The sequence below is a fragment of the Pedobacter sp. KBW01 genome (assembly GCF_003852395.1).
GTDB lineage: Bacteria > Bacteroidota > Bacteroidia > Sphingobacteriales > Sphingobacteriaceae > Pedobacter.
Map to the genome: position 1 here is coordinate 1 of NZ_QAJQ01000040.1, position 18,415 is coordinate 18,415.

Consider the following 18,415-nt stretch of genomic DNA (forward strand, 5'->3'; position numbering starts at 1 on the left):
TTCAGATAGTTATCGCTTGTCGGGGTAATCCAGATCTGGTCTTTAGAGGGCCGTAAGGTTTCGAACACTCCTAATTTGTAATCCCGACCTCGTAACTGTGGATTTATAATCCACATTATTATAAAAATATCGGCCTATCCAGCTTAATTGCAATGCGGTAGGCGGCGTTCATTAACCCCACATGACTATAAGCCTGAGGAAAATTACCCCATTGGCTACCAGTTTTGGCATCTACATCTTCGCTAAAAAGCAATAAATGATTACAGTATTTAATGATATTTTCAAATTCTTTAATGGCTTCGTCCGTTCGGCCAACGCAGGCCAGCGCCTCTACATACCAAAATGCGCAGATTAAGAAAGTAGTTTTAGGTTTTCCAAAATCATCGGCATGCAGATAACGATAAAATAAACCATCTTCGGTTTTAAGCTCTGCTTCCAATGCTTTTAAATGATCTTTGGCTTTATCAGATGCAGGGTCGAGGTAATTCATCATAATCAGTTGCAGTGTACTGGCATCCAAATGTGTGCTGCCCACGGCATTGGTGTACACCTTCCTTTCCGGATCGTAGCAAGCTTCGATATGTGCTGCAGCTTTATCAATTAAAATTTGTGCCCGGTATTCGAAATTCTTGTTGCCAATGGTTTTGGCCATTTTTAGGGCTGCCTGCGCCCCTGCCCATTGAAACAGGTTACTGTAGCAATGCACATTGGCAATGTTCCTGAATTCCCAAATCCCTGCGTCCTTTTCATCAATGGTACTTTCAATTTTAGATAAAACACTTTCTATCCATTTTACCGAGTCGCTCCGTTCGGAAAATACAAAGCGGTGATCGGTATACAACGGCAGCATTGAAATTAAAACCTGACCATAAATATCGTTCTGAATGTGTTCGTAAGCCTGATTTCCAATTCTGATGGGTTGCTCGCCTTTATAACCTTCCAGATGATCTAATGTCCTTTCGGTAATTTTCCTTTCGCCGGCAATGCCATACAGTGGTTGGTAACGTGTATCTTCTGCATGCGAAATATCGGAAAGGTAATTAAAGTACTTCTCCATTTCTTCGAAGTGACCGATGTGGTTGAGTGAGGTAAGGACATAGTGCGAATCGCGCAGCCAGCAATAGCGGTAATCCCAGTTACGGGTGCTCCCCGGCGATTCGGGCAAACTGGTTGTACTGGCGGCAATTATTGCTCCGGTATCTTCGTACTGATGGATTTTAAGCACCAGGGCTGAACGGATAACGAAAGGCTGGTAAAAGCCAGCTATGGAAGAGTGTTTAATCCACAATCGCCAGTAAGCAACCGTTTCGCGCAGGAAATTTTCTGCGGTACTTACAATTGGTGCTTCCAGGTCCTGTCCGTAAGTCATTACCAGATATTTGGCCTCGTTAAGCACAAATGCTTTCTCATCAAGAATATAAGTTAATGAAACATTCGTACTTAAACGGATATTTTCATCGCAACCTGAATAATCTATGTGGTTGCTCCCGCGACTCACCGTCATCGCATTTTTACCATAATTGCAAACTGGTTTACATTTGATTGTTATCCTTGGATTTCCGCTTAAGGGTTCTATTTTGCGGATCAACATTAAAGGCTTAAAATACCTTTCGTATAGGTGAAAGCGCGGGGCAAAATCGGTAACCCGGTATGCACCATCTTCGGCTGTAATTTCGGTACGCAATACATTGGTATTTTCGACATAGTACTGGTTAGATGAAAATTCGCCTTGCGGCCGAATGGAGAACTCCCCTCCTTTTTCATTATCCAATAAACTTCCGAAAACGAAAGAACTATCAAAACGTGGCCAGCAAAGCCATGATATATCGGTGTTTTTATTTACGTGGGCTAAAAAAGCGCAATTTCCTATTATTCCGGTTTGATATAAATGCTGTTCGGGCATAAGCTGTTTTTTATGTGTTTATAAATTAACAAGCCTATACCAAAAATGTTGGCAGGAATATAAAAAAGCTGTTTCAGCAGCTATCAAGCGTGCAGTAAGGAATGAAACAGCAAGCAGAAATACTACTCATCTACTTCTAAAAAACAAAGAGGAATAAATTCTTAAAATAAAAAAGCCAGCCTGGATAAATCCGGGCTGGCCTATAGTTAATGATTAATGATTACTAAATTACGGTTCCGCTAGGCAAAACCACTCCTTTTTTAATTACCACTATACCATCTTTAACGGCATAGAGTTCAAAATCGCCATCTTCTAAATGTTCACCGCCATTAATTTTTACATCGTTACCAATGCGGCAGTTTTTATCGATAATGGCATTGTTAATGTAACACCTGTCGCCAATACCAATTAACGAATTTCCTTTGCTCGTTTCCTCCTGTATTTCTTCGAAAGTTTGATACCTGTCGCTACCCATAATGTAGGAGTTGGTAATTATGGTATCTTTTCCAATTCTCGATCTGATACCCAAAACAGCATGTTCTACTTTACTGGCCTGTACAATACAGCCTTCGGCAATAATGGTTTTATCTAAAGTGGTACCCGAAATTTTAGAAGGTGGCAACATCCGTGCCCTGGTAAAAATAGCATGGTTACTATCGAACATATTAAATTTAGGAATTTCGTCGGTCAATCCTAAATTGGCTTCAAAAAACGACGAAATGTTACCAATATCAGTCCAATAACCTTCGTACTGATAACTCAAAACCCTGCTTTGGGTAATGGCACGCGGCAAAATTTCTTTACCAAAATCTTTTTCTTCTTCGTTTTCGTTTAAGATATTGATCAGGTATTCGCGGTTGAAAACATAAATCCCCATCGAGGCCAGAAAATTACGGCCTTCGCCTTGCATCTCTTCACCTGTGTCAGAAATCCATTCATCCAGTCCGGTTTTTGGTTTTTCGATAAAAGAAGTGATCATATTTTCTTCATCGGTTTTCAAAATACCAAAATCGGTAGCATCTTTGGCCGTAACCGGGATGGTGGCAATGGTAATTTCGGCATTGGCTTCAATGTGCTTCTCAATCATATCTTTAAAATCCATCTGGTATAACTGATCGCCAGAAAGGATTAAAATATAATCGAACTCGTGTGAAACAATGTGGTGCATACACTGACGTACAGCATCGGCAGTACCCTGAAACCAACCTGCATTTTGTACCGTTTGCTCTGCTGCCAGAATATCGACAAAAGCCTTACTGAAATGACTAAAGTGATAAGTGTTTTTAATGTGCTTATTTAACGATGCCGAATTAAACTGTGTAAGCACAAACATACGGTGGATGCCTGAGTTAAGGCAGTTAGAAATCGGAATGTCTACCAACCGATACTTCCCTGCAATTGGAACTGCCGGTTTAGAACGTGTTTGTGTAAGTGGCGATAATCTAGAGCCCTGGCCACCGCCAAGGATAACGCCTAAAACTTTGTCAGTCATGTTTAAGCTTAATTTAATATTTGGTACAATTCTATATAATTTAATGCGGCATTATCCCACGAATGGTCTAACTTCATCATTGTTTTACGCACTGCTTTAAAAGCTTTTTTATCGTTATACAGCTCTACGGCCCTGTTAATGGCATGGGTAACATCCCATATGCTGGTCTGGTCGTGACAAATACCGAAACCTCCATCGCCAATATCAATTACGGTATCTTTTAACCCGCCTATGCGGCGCACCATGGGCACTGTGCCATATCTTAATGCATACAACTGGTTTAAACCACAAGGCTCAACGCGCGAAGGCATGATCAGAAAATCGGCACTGGCATATATTTCGTGCGAAACCTGCTCGTTATAGCCAATATAAGCATTATACTTACCAGGAAAAATATCTTTTAACTGATTTAGCCGGCCTTCTACCCAACTGTCGCCCGATCCTAAAACCAATATATTAATGTTATCGCCATGCTGCTGCAAAGCAGTGTAAAATATATCAGGCAGTAAATCGGCTCCTTTTTCATCAACCAGTCGGCCAATAAAAGTAAAGAGGGGTTTAGCGGCATCTAACTGAAAAACATTGCACAGGGCGGTTTTGTTTGCCAGTTTACCGGCTTCTACTGTTTTTATGTTGTAACCTTTGCCCAGCATGGGGTCTGTTTCCGGGTTCCAAACCTCACTATCAATACCGTTTAAAATCCCTACCGATTTCCAGCGCTCCTGCCTCAACAAACTTTCGAGGCCACGGGCATTGTTCATCATTTCTTCGAGGTAACTTGGCGAAACCGTAGTTACCCGCCAGGCACATTTTATGGCCGAAGCCAAAGGGTTAATGGCATCTTCCCAGCCCAACAAGCCACCTTTCCACAAATCGAATGCTGGCAGGTAATATAATTTATCCCAACCAAACTGTCCCTGGTATTGTGCGTTATGAATGGTTAAAACTGTAGGTACATGTTTAATACTTTCGTATTTTAAGCAGTTCGATGCCATAAAAGGAATTAAACCGGTATGGTGATCGTGGCAATGGATTACATCTGGCCGATGTTCCCATTGTGCTATCCAATCTAAGGTAGCAATCTGAAAAGCAACAAAACGCTCGGTATCATCGCCATAACCGTATACATTCGGTCTGTCGGTAAGGCCTTTGATGTGGATTACATAAACATCGAAACCCAGTTTATTCGTTTTTTCTTTTAAGATGCGGTACTGAAAATGATGATTGCCGTAGTTAGACCAGGCATCGTATGTTACCTCAAATTCGCTTTCGCGGATGAATTTAGTGTCGTACGCAGGAACAACCACCTTGGCAATGTGGCCTAATTTATTTTGATACTTGGGTAAGGCCCCTACTACATCGGCTAAACCACCAACTTTTGCAATAGGGTAACACTCGGCGCTTATATGTATAATTTCCATCAAATATTTGGTGTAGATAACCTAAGTAAGTTACTAATTGTTTTGAGCATTGCAAATAATGGAAATTATATTTTTAGTTGAATATTTAGCGGTCAGGTATTTTCTGATCAGGGGATTGATTTTGACGCTGAACGGCAATGCTTTAGGTATTTTTCTGCTGATTACGCAATTATACACGGAGACTTTCTAACGAAAAAATGAAGCTTTCAAACCAGGCTTAGCAAGCAAATTTAGCTATTGAAAAAATTGGGAAACAGGTGTTTAATCTGAGGTGATCTTTTTAAATCTGTGGGGCAATTTCTAAATAGTTTCAACTGATTACGCAGATGTACGCTGAGATCGAGTCTAGTCAAATCAACAAGCAGAGTCGATACATGAATTTAATCTGCGATGATCTCCTTAAATCTGCCGGACAATTTTCAAATAGTTTCCCGCTGATTGTGCAGATGTACGCTAAGGCATACATAAACAAAAAAACCGCCTGGCTCGCCCACGCGGTTTTTAACAACAAAACAAATATATTTTTGGTTCAAAAATATCTTAGTACTCTTCCGCCATAATTTCGTAGAAATCGCGGATGGGTTGAAACTGTGGGTGCAAGGAAACCACATCACCAAAAACCAATAAGGCAGGCGCAGTTATTTTTTTATCTTCAACAATTTCGGCAATGGTATCAACTATACCTACTGCAATTTTCTCTTGTGGGGTAGATCCGTTCTGGATTACAGCCACCGGTAAAAGGTTTTTATTTTCGGCCTGAAATATAGCTGCGATTTCTTTTACCTTCTCAATTCCGTTTAAAACTACGATGGTAGCTTTGGTTTTAGCAGCAATGTATAAATCTTCAGAAATTTCGCCTCTCGAATTGGTTCCGGTTACCGCCCAAAAGCTCTCGCTCAGATCTTTATAAATCATCGGGATCTTTTGTAAACTTGGTGCACCTGTAGCACTCGAAATACCAGGAATAATTTCGGTTGGGATGCTATAAGATTCTGCCGCATCGATTTCTTCGTAACCTTTGGCAAAGAAAAACGGATCGCCGCTTTTTAAACGCACCACATGACCATAGTTTAAAGCGTAATCAACAATCAGTTTATTAACAGCCTCTTGCGAGAAATCTTCATCATCGCTGCGTTTACCCACATAAACTTTCGGAATACCATCTGGCGCATAACATAGTAAAGCTTCATTCACATTTGCATCGTACAAAACAACATCGGCTGTTTTTAATGCTTTTACACCTTTTAAACTAAATAAATCCGGGTCGCCAGGACCTGCACCTATTAAAGTAATTCGTGGTTCAATGTTCGCTTTTTCTACTTTATTTAAAATCATAACACCAAATTTTATGCGGGTTAACAGTTATTAATTATTACAAATATATAAAGTCTATAGGAATTGTAGTAATTTATTTTAAAATATTTTTAATTTATCATGCCAAACTTAATAAAGCATCGCTAATGCAATGAAAAACAATACTATTAAAAATCCTTGGACTCCGCTCAGGAGGACAATCTATGAAGTGGCTACCTGAATAGTGCTGTCAGATATTATTATCGAACAGCCATCGAAGCTATGATTGGTATAAGGTCAGATTTTACCATCTGACCTTACGTTAGAAACAGGGTGATAAAAAAGAAAAATGTTTCCATGTTTTCTGCGCATCCGTGGCAAAAATAATTATGGCATGCAATAGGTTATTACTTATTTACAACTTGCTTCTTCAAAGATAAATTTTCCGGCTTCGTAATTAATCGGTTTTCCTTTTACAAAATAAGACCTGCCTAGTGTGGTTTCAATCTGCCCTACCCCCATTATCAGTTTACCATCCTTTTTTAAAAAAGCCAGTGGGTTTGTATATACACTAACCGTATCCTTTCCGGTTTTAAACCGATAATCTACGAGCAAAGTGTCGCCATTAAATTTACCCGATATAGCGCCCATATTGCTGGGTTTATCATTATATCTAATTAACAACTTCCCTGTAGCTTTGCCCGATGCATGTATTTCTACATTCATATAAGCAGTATCTTTTTCAAAGCCTGCTTTATAACAATCTTGTTTAATTACAGAGTCGGTTGTTGTTTTCGAATTTGTACTGGTTTTATTTTGGTTACAGGCATAGGCAAACGGAAGAGCCGCTATAACGAGGTAAATGATGATTCTTTTCATATCAAGAGTTTTAGCATTTTAATTGATTATACTAATATACCAATATGATGAAAACATTCTGGCATTTCCATAACAGAAAAACCATTACATCAGTATAAAATGCTCTGGCGTAAGTGACGGCGGCAGATCGGTTTCATCGAGCATATCCCGCATGTCAATTTCTATCGTCCTGGAAATATTGGTAATGGGCACATCGTTCGCACTTCCTTCGAAAGGGTTGGTTGAGCTTTCGCCAACAATATCAAGCGAATTAAAAACCCAGGTTAACAAAATAGCGAAGGGAATATTTAACCAGATGGAATATCCTTCAATTAAAGTACCGTTGCCTAACTTATTAAACTCGTTTAGCAATCCATATGGAACTAAAAACACAAATAAATTTAGCATAATGGTGGCTATAGATGAAAAATGGCGTGGATAAGGAAAATTTTTAATCCTTTCGGCCTTACCCTGGTTATCGTAAAAGCTGGTAATGGTATTTTGTAAAGATTGCAGTTGCAGTTCGGTTAAAACTCCGCTGACCACAAGTTTATTAATATGGGCCGATTGCAGTGCCATTAATTGGGTAGCCTTGTTCTTCTTGGTCAAAATATATTTTAACTCATCAGCAGAAAGGTATTGCGCAAGGCTATCTTCCAGGCGATCTGCTTTTTCTGAAACACGGTAAAGCCGGGCATATTCGATATTGCGCGGATCGTTTGAGTTTTCCCATGCCCTGGGCTCCCTTAACTGAAAACGTAATGCGGTTAGCCAGGCAAAGTGGCGGTAAAAAATGATTTCCACATCTGTTTTTTTATCATGAACTGCCAGATAATCACGAACCATTACGCCAAATGCCCTGCTCGAATTGATTATTGCACCATAAATTTGCCGGGCTTCCCAAAGGCGGGCATAACTGGCATTATTTTTAAAACTAATGATAAATGAAACTGCGGTGCCCAAAAGCGCTACAGGTACCCAGGAAATGGAAAGAAACGTAAAAGCGCAATAATGATAAAGTACGGTAGGAATAATGGCCAGAATGGTTAAGCGATAAATATCGCGCCTGGTCCAGATAATAAATTCCAGAAAAGTATATTTTTTTCCTGCATGCATAAGTTAAGCGGTTATAAGAGATAGTGAGTTAAACTAAGATATAAAAATTATCTACGCAGGCACTAAATTATGATAAAATAGCCGGCACACTACGAAAAACGGGGCTATCGTAACCGATGCCCCGCTGAAATTGCTTTCACACTATACCTTTCGGCCTAGCGTCTTCATCTTATATTTGGTTGTGGTTTTGCTGGATATTTACAAAATTCTTCCACCTCACATCTCCCCTTACGTTTATTTTATTCAACTGCTGCCCTGAACATTAAGGCTCCAACTGTTAAATTGGTACGGCTATCAACCAAAATAGCTGAGCCATTAGCGCGGTTATCATCGTAAAGATCAAAAGCCAACGCATCTGCTGTTTTAATAATCACCCGACCTATATCGTTCAGTTTAAATTCATCAGCTGCATGTTTTTCGAGTGTGTTGATATCTACCTTATGCAGAATTTCGCTGATTTTACATTTCGTAACCTTACTGTTATGCTGAATGTTATACATGATAGACGTATCCAATGCACGTGCATCCATCCAGCACAAATCGGCTTCAATCAGTTTCGATTCTTGCGGTAAGGCAGAAGCATTTACAATGGTATCGCCACGGCTAATATCCACATCATCTTTTAAATGGATAATCACCGACTGACCTGCATGGGCTTCATCCAGTGCTTCATCAAAAAATTCAATTTTCTCGATGGTAGAGCCAGCACCTGAAGGCAATACATTTACTTTATCGTTCAGGCTAAAAGTTCCGCTCAATACACGGCCTGCGTAACCGCGGTAATCGTGCAACTCGTCGGTTTGCGGGCGTACAACCCACTGTACCGGCATACGCGCCAGTTGCGAACGGTCTAGATGATCGGTATCTACCTGCTCTAAGAAATGAAGCAAGCTTTCGCCTTCGTACCACTGCATATTTTCTGAACGTTGCACCACGTTATCGCCTTTTAGGGCACTAACCGGGATGTACGTTACATCGTCTAATTTAAGTTGCTGCGCAAGTACTTTATACTTTTCGATGATGGAAGCATAAACCGTTTCGCTGTAATCAACCATATCCATTTTATTGATACAAACCACAACGTGCTTAATACCCAGTAGTGAAACAATATACGAGTGACGGATAGTTTGTTCAACTACACTGTTGCGGGCATCGATTAAAATAATGGCCAGATTTGCGGTTGATGCTCCGGTAACCATATTGCGGGTATACTGGATGTGACCCGGCGTATCGGCTATAATAAATTTACGCTTTTCGGTTTGAAAGTATTTGTAGGCCACATCAATGGTAATGCCCTGTTCGCGTTCTGCCCTTAATCCATCAGTTAAAATAGCCAGGTCAATTGTTCCGTCGTCATTTTTACGGTTCGAGCTTTGTAAGGCTTCCAATTGATCGGCTAAAATAGAATCTGTATCGTATAACAAACGGCCGATTAAGGTACTTTTACCATCATCTACACTGCCTGCTGTAAAGAATTTTAATATGTTCATGTTTATTGTCGTATTTAAGATAGAGTTGTCAAGTTTGTTAACAATGTATCAAGTAATGAGTAGTAAGATCAAATATCAATATAGATTATAATGTCTTGATACTTTAATCTTGAACACTTGATACTGTTTAATCTTGATGCTCTTTAAAAATATCCTCCTTTTTTCCTGTCTTCCATTGCTGCTTCCGAAACTTTATCGTCTAAACGGGCACCACGCTCTGAAATTTTAGAAGCGCTGATTTCTTCAATAATATCATCAATCAAAGTTGCTTCCGACTCAACTGCAGCTGTACACGACATATCGCCAACTGTACGGAAACGCACTTGCTTGCGGAATACGATATCTTCATCATCCATATTTAAAAACGGAGATGCGGCCATTAACTGTCCGTTGCGGGTAATCACATCGCGTTCGTGTGAGAAGTAGATGCTTGGCAATTCAATTTTTTCGCGGCGGATGTAGTTCCAAACATCCAGCTCGGTCCAGTTGCTGATTGGGAATACACGGATGTTTTCACCTTTGTGGATTTTACCGTTATAAATGTTCCAAAGCTCGGGGCGCTGGCGTTTAGGATCCCACTGGCCAAATTCATCACGTACAGAGAAAATACGCTCTTTTGCGCGTGCTTTTTCTTCGTCTCTGCGCGCACCGCCAATACAGGCATCGAACTGGTGTTTTGCAATGGTATCTAACAAGGTTACGGTTTGCAAAGCATTTCTGCTCGCGTTTTTACCGGTTTGTTCTACTACTTTACCTTGATCAATAGACTCCTGAACTGAACCAATAATCAGCCTTTCGCCAATTCTTTCTACCATTTCATCACGGTAGGTAATGGTTTCTTCAAAATTATGCCCGGTATCGATGTGTACCAGTGGAAAAGGAAATTTACCGGGACGGAAAGCTTTTTCTGCTAAACGCACTAAGGTAATCGAATCTTTTCCACCCGAAAACAGCAAAGCCGGCTTTTCAAACTGCCCCGCAACCTCACGTAAAATGTGAATGGCCTCTGCCTCTAGTTCATCTAAGTAATCAAAATTATATGTACTCATTATAAAATGTTGAAATGATTGATTGTTGAAATATTGGAAGGTTGCTTTTCAGCGCCGCTCCTTTTTCAACTAATATATTTGCTGTTGTTGTTCTATTTACGTCATTGCGAGAAGGTTTTTCAACCGCCGAAGCAATCTGTTTCGGCTTTCTGCAATAGTAATTTATTTTATCCTTCTATAAGATTGTCACGGCTCGCTCTTTCCCTGCCTCGCAATGACGCCCCGATAGGAATGTTTTTTTGGCTCAGGATGCTGCATGCAAGCCACATTCTTTTTTACTCTGGTCTTCCCACCACCATCTTCCGGCCCTAAAATCTTCGCCGGGTTGTACTGCTCTTGTACATGGGGCGCAACCTATGCTCGGGAATCCTTTATCGTGCAGGGTGTTGTAAACAATGTTGTTTTCTTTAATATATGCCTTCACATCGTCTAATGTCCAATCGAAAATCGGATGAAATTTAACCAGCTGGTTACCTTCATCCCATTCTACATCGTGCATATCCTCACGGTTTGTACTTTGATCGGCCCTGATACCTGTGATCCAGATTTCGTTACCTTTTAATGCTCTTTTTAAAGGTTCTATTTTACGGATATAGCAGCACTCTTTTCTGTTTTCGACCGATTCGTAAAAACTGCTTGGGCCTTTACTGTTCACCATATCCTGCAAGAGCTCATTTTGCGGATAGTAGGCGTAAATCGGTTTATTGTAAATTTCAAGGGTACGGTTCCAAACGTAATAGGTTTCAGGAAATAACCGCCCGGTTTCTAAAGTAAAAACCTTAATTGGAATATTATTGCTAAAAATAAGGTGTGTAATTGCCTGGTCTTCCCATCCAAAACTGGTTGAAAATATAATGCGACCGGCATAGCGATCGGCTAAAAACCTTAATTTTTCAATGGTATCTAAGCCTTTTAGTGCTTCTTTTATCTCTTCTACACGTTCCATCACTAAATTAATTTTAAAATAAACATAATTACACTGCGCAAGCTTACCAGCATCACAATAATACCAACGGCAACCATAATGGTTTTCGCCGAAATTTTGTTGGATACTTTTGCAGCAATTGGCGATGCTATTGCACTACCGATAATCAAGCCTAAAACGGCTTCCCAGTGTTTGCCACCTAACATGGTAAAAAAGGTTAGCGAACTAAGAGTGGCAATAAAAAAACGACTAATTTTTACTGTTCCTAAAGAAAATAATGGATGTCTGCCACCGGCAATTAAACTCGACAATACAATTGAGCCCCAACCACCACCGAAAGCAGCATCGATAAAACCACCAACAAAACCTAAAAGACCAATTTTTTTAATCTTCTGATCGGCTTTCTTTCTTTTGATGTTGAAAGCTTTCATTAAAATAATGCCACCCAAAAACAAGGTGTACACCGCCACAATTGGCTTAACATAAGCACTGTAGTGCTCCAGCGACGATAAGATATAGGCGCCCAGCACTGCCCCAACTATAGCTGGGAGAATTAATATTTTAAACAGTTTCCAGTTTACATTGCCCATACGGTAATGCATCCAGCCAGCAATTCCGTTACTCATTACTTCCGAAATGTGGATCGCCATACTAGCTGAGGCCGGAGGTAAACCCATTGCCAGTGAGAAAGAGGCTGTAGTAACCCCGTACGACATGCCAATTGCACCGTCAATCAGGGCGAATAAAAATCCGGCACCTAAAAACCAGTAAAACAAGGGGTCGATATTAATCAGGAAAGTTTGAAACTCTGGCTCGGTATTCCACAGTGAAAAACCTATGGCACCGATTAATAATACCGAAGCCACCCAGATTAACCACTTGATATTGCGCTCGGCAAAACTCTTTTTAGGGTCAATTAAACTTTGGGTAACCTTATTCAGCTTTTTAACCTTTGCCGAGAAATCGCCGTTTAAAGTCTGGCGCAAAGCGCTCATATTCTGCAAAGTTTCATCCAGCTCGGCCGGTAAACCTTCGTTCAAAATTTGTTTTAAGCGTTTGGCTATGGTTGGCGATTTTCCGTTGGTAGAAATCGCTATTTTTAGATCACCCCTTTGAACGATAGATCCTAAATAGAAATCGCAAAGCTCGGGTTTATCGGCCACATTGATCAGTAAGCCTTTTTCGTTGGTTACTTTTCTGATCTCTTCGTTTAAAATGTTATTGTTTGTTGCGGCAAAAACAATATCAATACCCTGTAAATCAGAAACATCAAAACTCTTTTGTTTAACCTTAACCAAAGGATAGTTCGCAATTAAGGTATAAACCTCTGGAGAAATTACTTCGGCTACAATGGTAATGTTAGCTTGGTGACTGTTGTTAACAATCGCCGTTAATTTTTCGAGGCCAATATTACCTGCACCAATTAATAATGTACGCAGCTTATTCAGCTTCACAAAAACCGGAAACAGCTGGTTACCTTTTTCCTGTTCAGAAAAAGATTCTGCATTATTTGGTTGGTTAGGCAATACTTGCATATTGTTTAATGATGTTTTTAAATGACGGATGTAATGATACAACTTCTCCAAATATTAACAATGCCGGAGCCTTAATATTTTCGTGTTGCACTAAACTTTCTATAGTTTCTACCACACCAACCACTAATTTTTCGTCTTCTGCCGAACCATTCTGCACTACTGCTGTTGGTAAATTATGTTTTCCTGCAGCTTTAAAAATCTCTACAATTTTAGAAAGTTTTTTAAGTCCCATTAAAACTACTACAGTAGCATTTGATGTTGCCGCCTGATAAATATCGGCCGATACTTCACCAGATGTGGTTGTTCCTGTAATTACCCAAAAACTTTCGCTCAGGCCACGGTGTGTAACCGGAATTTGCTGCAAACCCGGTACGCCGATTGAACTCGAAATACCTGGAATAACACTCACCGGAATGCTGTATGATGCGGCGTAATCTAACTCTTCGTAACCCCTGCCGAACACAAATGGATCGCCACCTTTTAACCGCACTACATGCCCATAGTTTAAAGCGTAATCGATCATTAATTTATTGATGGTATCCTGAGGATAAGAATGCTCTCCTGAACGTTTACCCACATATACTTTAATGGCTTCTGCCGGTGCATGTTCCAATAAAGCTTCGTTGGTTAATGCATCATACAATACTACATCTGCAGCCTGTAAAGCCTTTACCCCTTTTAAAGTTAACAAGTCAGGGTCGCCCGGACCTGCGCCTAGAAGGGTTATTTTTGATTCTTTATTTTGATTAACCATGTTTCTTTTTAATTATTGAATTTTGAATAACTGAATGAAGAGTTGTTTGGCGCATGGCGTTTAGCGTATGCAGTTCTCAAATCTCATATCAATTGTCTTCAATCTCATTTCACCAATACTCCTCTTTTTTCTTTAATCTGATTTAAAAACTGATTGGCTTGTTCAAAATATTTTTGGGCAAATTCAGCACTTGGTTCATTTTTATTAATCTGAAGAACCAAATCAGAAAAGTTAGTGGCCAGATTAAATTCGCCAGTTTCCACATAATGGTTATCGAACTCGCGAATCACGCCAACCTGGGTACTGCTGTTTACACCTTTATCCAGCAACAAAGATTTTGCTGCACTTACAAACGTACTGTAGGTATGGTAAATCGCATCAGCATAAGCACCTTTCTCTAAGTTTTGCTTTGCCCAGTCAAATTTTTCGTCGGCTTCCAACAATAAAGTAGCAACCAAATCAATCACTACACCAGCACATTCACCCACACCGATTGCGGTAACAAAAGGCTCTACGTGTCCCCAATCTACAAATTCTTCAGTTTGCAGATTAGTTAAATCGGCCAGTGGTTTTAATAACTGATAAAAATGGTCTTTACCTTTTCTATCGTAATACTGGTGAAAATTCTCATCAGCCAGGTTATTGGCTTTAAAATCATTTAAAATGAAATGCAAAACACTGGTTGCTCTTTTTGATGGAACTTTGATTACACGTTCTGCCACACGACCAACGCCATCGCCTACAGTACCACCACCAAGCATTACCTGAACCGCCGGAACCACTTTTCCTTCGGCTTTTACCGAACTGCCGTGAAAACCAATCTCGGCTAAACCATGCTGACCACAAGAGTTCATACAGCCACTGATTTTGATTTTGATGTTTTTTTCATAAATCAATTCAGGGAAATCGGTATAAATCACATCTTCCAACACCTCGGCCAATGTCATAGAGTTGGCAATACCTAAATTACAGGTATCTGTTCCCGGGCAAGTGGTAATATCGGCAACACTATCGAAACCGGCAGTGGTAAAACCAATTTTATTTAACTCCGCATATAAAGCAGGTAAAGCTTCTTTGCGTACATATTTTAATAACAAACCCTGGTTTTGTGTAAGCCTGATTTCATCGGCAACATACGGCCTGATGGCATCAACAAAGACCCTTGCTTTATCTGTTTTAATATCACCTACCTGTACTTTTACATACACCGAATAAAAACCAGCCTGTTTCTGCTCTACCACGTTGGTAGCCGACCAGTGTTTGTAGTGGGTTTCGTTTAAAATTTCTACCGCCGGGTAATCTTGCTCTGCTGGCAAAATGGGTTCGGCGATTGTATTTAAATCTATTTTAAAGCTTTTTACTTTATTGGCAATGCGCTCTTCGGCAACCAGGCGTAAAACTTCGTCTAAACCTAATTTTTGAACCAGGTATTTTAAACGCGCTTTATTTCTATTGGTACGTTCGCCATAACGGTCGAAAACGCGAAGCACAGACTCTGTAAAAGGAATGATCTGATCTTCGTGCAAAAATTCGTGAACGGCACTGGCTAAGAAAGGTTGTGCACCTAAACCACCAGCAAATAAAACTTTAAATCCACGTTCGCCCTTTTCGTTAATTTTCGGAATAAAACCTAAATCATGAATGTAGCTAAATGCAGTATCCTTATCACTCGAAGAGAATGAAATTTTAATTTTACGACCCATTTCCTGACAGATTGGGTTACGCAAAAAGTATTTAAAAACAGCGTGCGCGTATGGTGAAACATCAAACGGCTCATCTTTATCGATGCCCGAATTTGGCGATGCCGTTACATTACGCACCGTGTTACCACAAGCCTCACGCAGGGTAATATCATCTTGCTCTAATTTAGCCCAAAGTTCTGGTGTCCGGTCTAAACTTACATAGTGCAACTGGATATCCTGACGGGTGGTTAAGTGTAAATTGCCACTTCCATACTCATCGGCAATATCGGCAATGCGCAATAACTGCTTAAAAGTAACCTTTCCAAAAGGCAGCTTAATCCGGATCATTTGCACTCCCGGCTGTCTTTGTCCGTAAACACCGCGTGCTAAACGCAGGCTCCTAAACTTTTCGTCGTGGATTGTACCATCCCGAAAGGCTTTAATCTTATTCTCTAAATCGATAATGTCCTGCTCGACAATATTGTTTTCGAGTTCTGTTCTGAAAGTTTGCATATGTGTTGTTAGCTTTATTCAAAAAATGCTTCCCTTTTACCGAGAAGCATCCAATATTTTATACTTAAATTATCTATAGGCTCCTGTTACCGTGTTTTACAACAACAGCACATCATCCGGATAGCGGCTCTATTAGGTATAAAATTTAGGTTCATCCGTCAAATATATAAAGTATATAGGAATAGTCGTAATTTTTTATGAAAAAAATTACGGTACGGTGTTAATCTGTAAACCCTTAACGACAGTTTTCTGTTGGTTTTTCGCCTTTAATAGGCTGTGCAATCGTTTGCTAAAAAATGTTGCTGTCCGTAATTTATTTTTGAAGATAGCCGGAGGCTAAGCTGGTTGGTGAGGACACCAACCATTAGATACTAAGAAATAACCTGGCTCCTTTATCCTATCGGTTGGTGTCCACACCGACCGAAACAAGCAATAAAAAAAGGTTGGTGAAGACACCAACCTTTAGATCATTATGATTAAAATAATCTCTTACAATTTTTCGATAGCCAGCTTTAGCGTGTCCTCACGATTAATTACATCGGCGATACTGGTTTCACTTAAAACCTTCAATGTGGCGTCTCTCACATCAATAAATGCACTTCTGATTCCGCAAGTCTTTTCATCCTCGCATTCATCGCATTTGTGATAGAAGTTTAAGCTGGCACAAGGTACCATGGCAATGGGACCATCAGTAACCCGCATAATATGCACCAAAAGAATTTCTTCGGGCTTTTTATTCAGGCTGTAACCGCCTCCGGCTCCCTTTTTACTGTATAAAAAGCCTGCATTACGTAAATCAAGTAAAATTTGCTCCAGGAATTTTTTTGGGATATGCTCTTCCTCTGCAATTTTTGAGATCTGCATTGGTGGTTTATCTAAATTTTTACCAAGAGCAACAAGTGCCTTTATGGCGTATTTTGTTTTTTTCGACAGCATATTCGCACAAAGCTAATAAAAGAAAGTAAATTATTAAAATACGCTATTCAGGCTATTATGTTTTCTAGCTGTAGCATATTATTTAAATCAGAGCCTCACTCCTTTTAGATACATTTTAATCAAAGAAGCGTAAAAATAATCCAACTTGCAAACTGCAGGCAATTTATCTGCGTTTAAGCCCTACATTTATCTTTATGCCTCTTATCAATTTGTAATGAAAAGAAAACTCAACCTCATCCCGCTCCTTATTGTAGCATTTATGTTTTTTGTCTTAAATGCATACGTTTTATCAGGTTTGGGCACTTTAAATCAATCTACCTGGCTTAGTCCTATCTTCTGGGTTTTTATTGTCGGCTTAACCTTTGCTTTGTTTTATGCCATCCAGCAAATGCGTATTCAGGGCATAAACCGCTTTTTTCAAATCGTAAGCCATACTTTCCTGATCATTTTTACTGCGGAAGTAGTTTTTGCGATCTTCTTGCTGCTAGGCGATATTTACCGTTTCCTGTTCGGAATTACGGGTAGCTTTAATGGTGGCGGTTTCCACCTTTTAGCGCGTAGCAATTATTGGGTCGATTTTGCTTTTGTAATGTTTTGCTTAACCATTGGATTATTTGCCTACGGCATTACCCAGGGGAAATATGCCTACAGGGTAATTAAACATACTTTGTATTTCGACGATCTGCCAGCAGCTTTCGATGGTTTTACCTTAACCCAAATTTCGGATGTGCACGCCGGCAGTTTTACTAACCCCAAAGCAGTACAAAAGGGCATTGATTTAATTAATGCACAAAAAAGCGATTTGTTTGTGTTTACGGGTGATTTGGTCAACAATATTTCCTCAGAGATTGTGCCTTACATTGGTCATTTCTCGCAAATAAAGGCACCTTTCGGACAGTTTTCGGTTTTGGGTAATCATGATTATGGCGATTATGTAAAATGGCCAAGCGAAGCGGAGAAGATCAAAAACCTCGATCAGTTAAAAGCTTACCATAAAGAGCTCGGCTTTAAGTTATTGCTGGACGAGCACGTAGAACTGCATAAGAATGGCGAAAAAATTATCCTGGCCGGGATAGAAAACTGGGGAATTGGTTTTGGCGAACGGGGCGATTTAAATAAAGCTTTGGCCAATACCACTGCCAATGATTTCAAAATTCTGCTCTCTCACGATCCTTCGCATTGGGATGCGCAGGTAAAAAATTATCCTTCAAAAATACAATTGTCGCTGGCTGGTCATACGCATGGCATGCAGTTTGGCATCGAGGCTTTTGGTATTAAATGGAGTCCGGTGAAATACCGCTACAAACACTGGGCAGGCATTAAAACCGAGAACGGTAGGTATTTAAACGTAAACCGTGGCTTTGGTTTCCTTGGCTTTTCTGGTCGGATTGGAATCTGGCCCGAGGTAACGGTGATTGAATTGAAGCGAAATAAACACTAAATGCCCA

The 18,415-nt window shown here is 40.0% G+C and carries 14 protein-coding genes; 1 reads left to right on the forward strand and 13 read right to left on the reverse strand.

What is annotated here, in order from left to right:
• Positions 1-118: 118 nt before the first annotated feature.
• The 13 genes from DBR40_RS25715 to DBR40_RS25775 all read right to left on the reverse strand — a co-directional run bounded on the left by DBR40_RS25715 (position 119) and on the right by DBR40_RS25775 (position 16,967).
• Entirely contained in the window at positions 119-1,903 is a 1,785-nt protein-coding gene (locus DBR40_RS25715) for a glycoside hydrolase family 15 protein (protein WP_124562598.1), read from the reverse strand.
• 223 nt (positions 1,904-2,126) lie between these two features.
• The gene (locus tag DBR40_RS25720; protein ID WP_124562599.1) at positions 2,127-3,395 is read right to left on the reverse strand and encodes a glucose-1-phosphate adenylyltransferase; all 1,269 of its coding nucleotides are present in this window, start codon (positions 3,393-3,395) and stop codon (positions 2,127-2,129) included.
• Between the two features lie 8 nt (positions 3,396-3,403).
• Positions 3,404-4,816 (reverse strand): glycogen synthase, encoded by a 1,413-nt coding sequence (locus DBR40_RS25725; RefSeq protein WP_124562600.1) that lies wholly within the window; start codon positions 4,814-4,816, stop codon positions 3,404-3,406.
• 540 nt (positions 4,817-5,356) lie between these two features.
• Positions 5,357-6,151: a uroporphyrinogen-III C-methyltransferase gene (gene cobA / locus DBR40_RS25730; protein WP_124562601.1), complete on the reverse strand. Its 795-nt coding sequence runs from the start codon at positions 6,149-6,151 to the stop codon at positions 5,357-5,359.
• Positions 6,152-6,520: 369 nt separating this feature from the next.
• Positions 6,521-6,988, reverse strand: a complete 468-nt coding sequence (locus DBR40_RS25735; RefSeq protein ID WP_124562602.1) for a hypothetical protein — start codon at positions 6,986-6,988, stop codon at positions 6,521-6,523.
• Between the two features lie 84 nt (positions 6,989-7,072).
• Positions 7,073-8,083 (reverse strand): bestrophin family protein, encoded by a 1,011-nt coding sequence (locus DBR40_RS25740; protein WP_124562603.1) that lies wholly within the window; start codon positions 8,081-8,083, stop codon positions 7,073-7,075.
• A 239-nt stretch (positions 8,084-8,322) separates the two neighbouring features.
• Complete coding sequence (locus tag DBR40_RS25745; RefSeq protein ID WP_124562604.1) at positions 8,323-9,573, reverse strand: sulfate adenylyltransferase subunit 1; 1,251 nt, start codon at positions 9,571-9,573, stop codon at positions 8,323-8,325.
• Between the two features lie 143 nt (positions 9,574-9,716).
• Entirely contained in the window at positions 9,717-10,622 is a 906-nt protein-coding gene (cysD, locus tag DBR40_RS25750) for a sulfate adenylyltransferase subunit CysD (protein WP_124562605.1), read from the reverse strand.
• Between the two features lie 244 nt (positions 10,623-10,866).
• On the reverse strand, positions 10,867-11,568 hold the full coding sequence (locus DBR40_RS25755; protein ID WP_124562606.1) for a phosphoadenylyl-sulfate reductase: 702 nt from the start codon (positions 11,566-11,568) through the stop codon (positions 10,867-10,869).
• A 2-nt stretch (positions 11,569-11,570) separates the two neighbouring features.
• A complete protein-coding gene (locus DBR40_RS25760; protein ID WP_124562607.1) occupies positions 11,571-13,082 on the reverse strand; it encodes a TSUP family transporter in 1,512 nt (503 codons plus the stop codon).
• Complete coding sequence (gene cobA, locus DBR40_RS25765) at positions 13,066-13,836, reverse strand: uroporphyrinogen-III C-methyltransferase (RefSeq protein WP_124562608.1); 771 nt, start codon at positions 13,834-13,836, stop codon at positions 13,066-13,068. Before cobA (DBR40_RS25765) ends, DBR40_RS25760 begins: the two co-directional genes overlap by 17 nt.
• Positions 13,837-13,940: 104 nt before the next feature.
• Positions 13,941-16,031 (reverse strand): HEPN domain-containing protein, encoded by a 2,091-nt coding sequence (locus DBR40_RS25770; RefSeq protein WP_124562609.1) that lies wholly within the window; start codon positions 16,029-16,031, stop codon positions 13,941-13,943.
• Positions 16,032-16,520: 489 nt separating this feature from the next.
• On the reverse strand, positions 16,521-16,967 hold the full coding sequence (locus DBR40_RS25775) for an RrF2 family transcriptional regulator (RefSeq protein ID WP_124562610.1): 447 nt from the start codon (positions 16,965-16,967) through the stop codon (positions 16,521-16,523).
• A gap of 214 nt (positions 16,968-17,181) precedes the next feature.
• Here DBR40_RS25775 and DBR40_RS25780 point away from each other — a divergent pair, with 214 nt between their 5' ends.
• Positions 17,182-18,408 (forward strand): metallophosphoesterase, encoded by a 1,227-nt coding sequence (locus DBR40_RS25780; RefSeq protein WP_199748430.1) that lies wholly within the window; start codon positions 17,182-17,184, stop codon positions 18,406-18,408.
• Positions 18,409-18,415: the final 7 nt, after the last annotated feature.

Coding starts and splice junctions, on each gene's coding strand:
- cobA (WP_124562601.1), bottom strand. CDS start 6,151: ATGATTTTAAATAAAGTAGAAAAAGCGAACATTGAACCACGAATTACT.
- DBR40_RS25780 (WP_199748430.1), top strand. CDS start 17,182: ATGAAAAGAAAACTCAACCTCATCCCGCTCCTTATTGTAGCATTTATG.
- DBR40_RS25760 (WP_124562607.1), bottom strand. CDS start 13,082: ATGCAAGTATTGCCTAACCAACCAAATAATGCAGAATCTTTTTCTGAA.
- DBR40_RS25735 (WP_124562602.1), bottom strand. CDS start 6,988: ATGAAAAGAATCATCATTTACCTCGTTATAGCGGCTCTTCCGTTTGCC.
- DBR40_RS25745 (WP_124562604.1), bottom strand. CDS start 9,573: ATGAACATATTAAAATTCTTTACAGCAGGCAGTGTAGATGATGGTAAA.
- cysD (WP_124562605.1), bottom strand. CDS start 10,622: ATGAGTACATATAATTTTGATTACTTAGATGAACTAGAGGCAGAGGCC.
- DBR40_RS25725 (WP_124562600.1), bottom strand. CDS start 4,816: ATGGAAATTATACATATAAGCGCCGAGTGTTACCCTATTGCAAAAGTT.
- DBR40_RS25715 (WP_124562598.1), bottom strand. CDS start 1,903: ATGCCCGAACAGCATTTATATCAAACCGGAATAATAGGAAATTGCGCT.
- DBR40_RS25720 (WP_124562599.1), bottom strand. CDS start 3,395: ATGACTGACAAAGTTTTAGGCGTTATCCTTGGCGGTGGCCAGGGCTCT.
- DBR40_RS25755 (WP_124562606.1), bottom strand. CDS start 11,568: ATGGAACGTGTAGAAGAGATAAAAGAAGCACTAAAAGGCTTAGATACC.
- DBR40_RS25740 (WP_124562603.1), bottom strand. CDS start 8,083: ATGCATGCAGGAAAAAAATATACTTTTCTGGAATTTATTATCTGGACC.
- cobA (WP_124562608.1), bottom strand. CDS start 13,836: ATGGTTAATCAAAATAAAGAATCAAAAATAACCCTTCTAGGCGCAGGT.
- DBR40_RS25770 (WP_124562609.1), bottom strand. CDS start 16,031: ATGCAAACTTTCAGAACAGAACTCGAAAACAATATTGTCGAGCAGGAC.
- DBR40_RS25775 (WP_124562610.1), bottom strand. CDS start 16,967: ATGCTGTCGAAAAAAACAAAATACGCCATAAAGGCACTTGTTGCTCTT.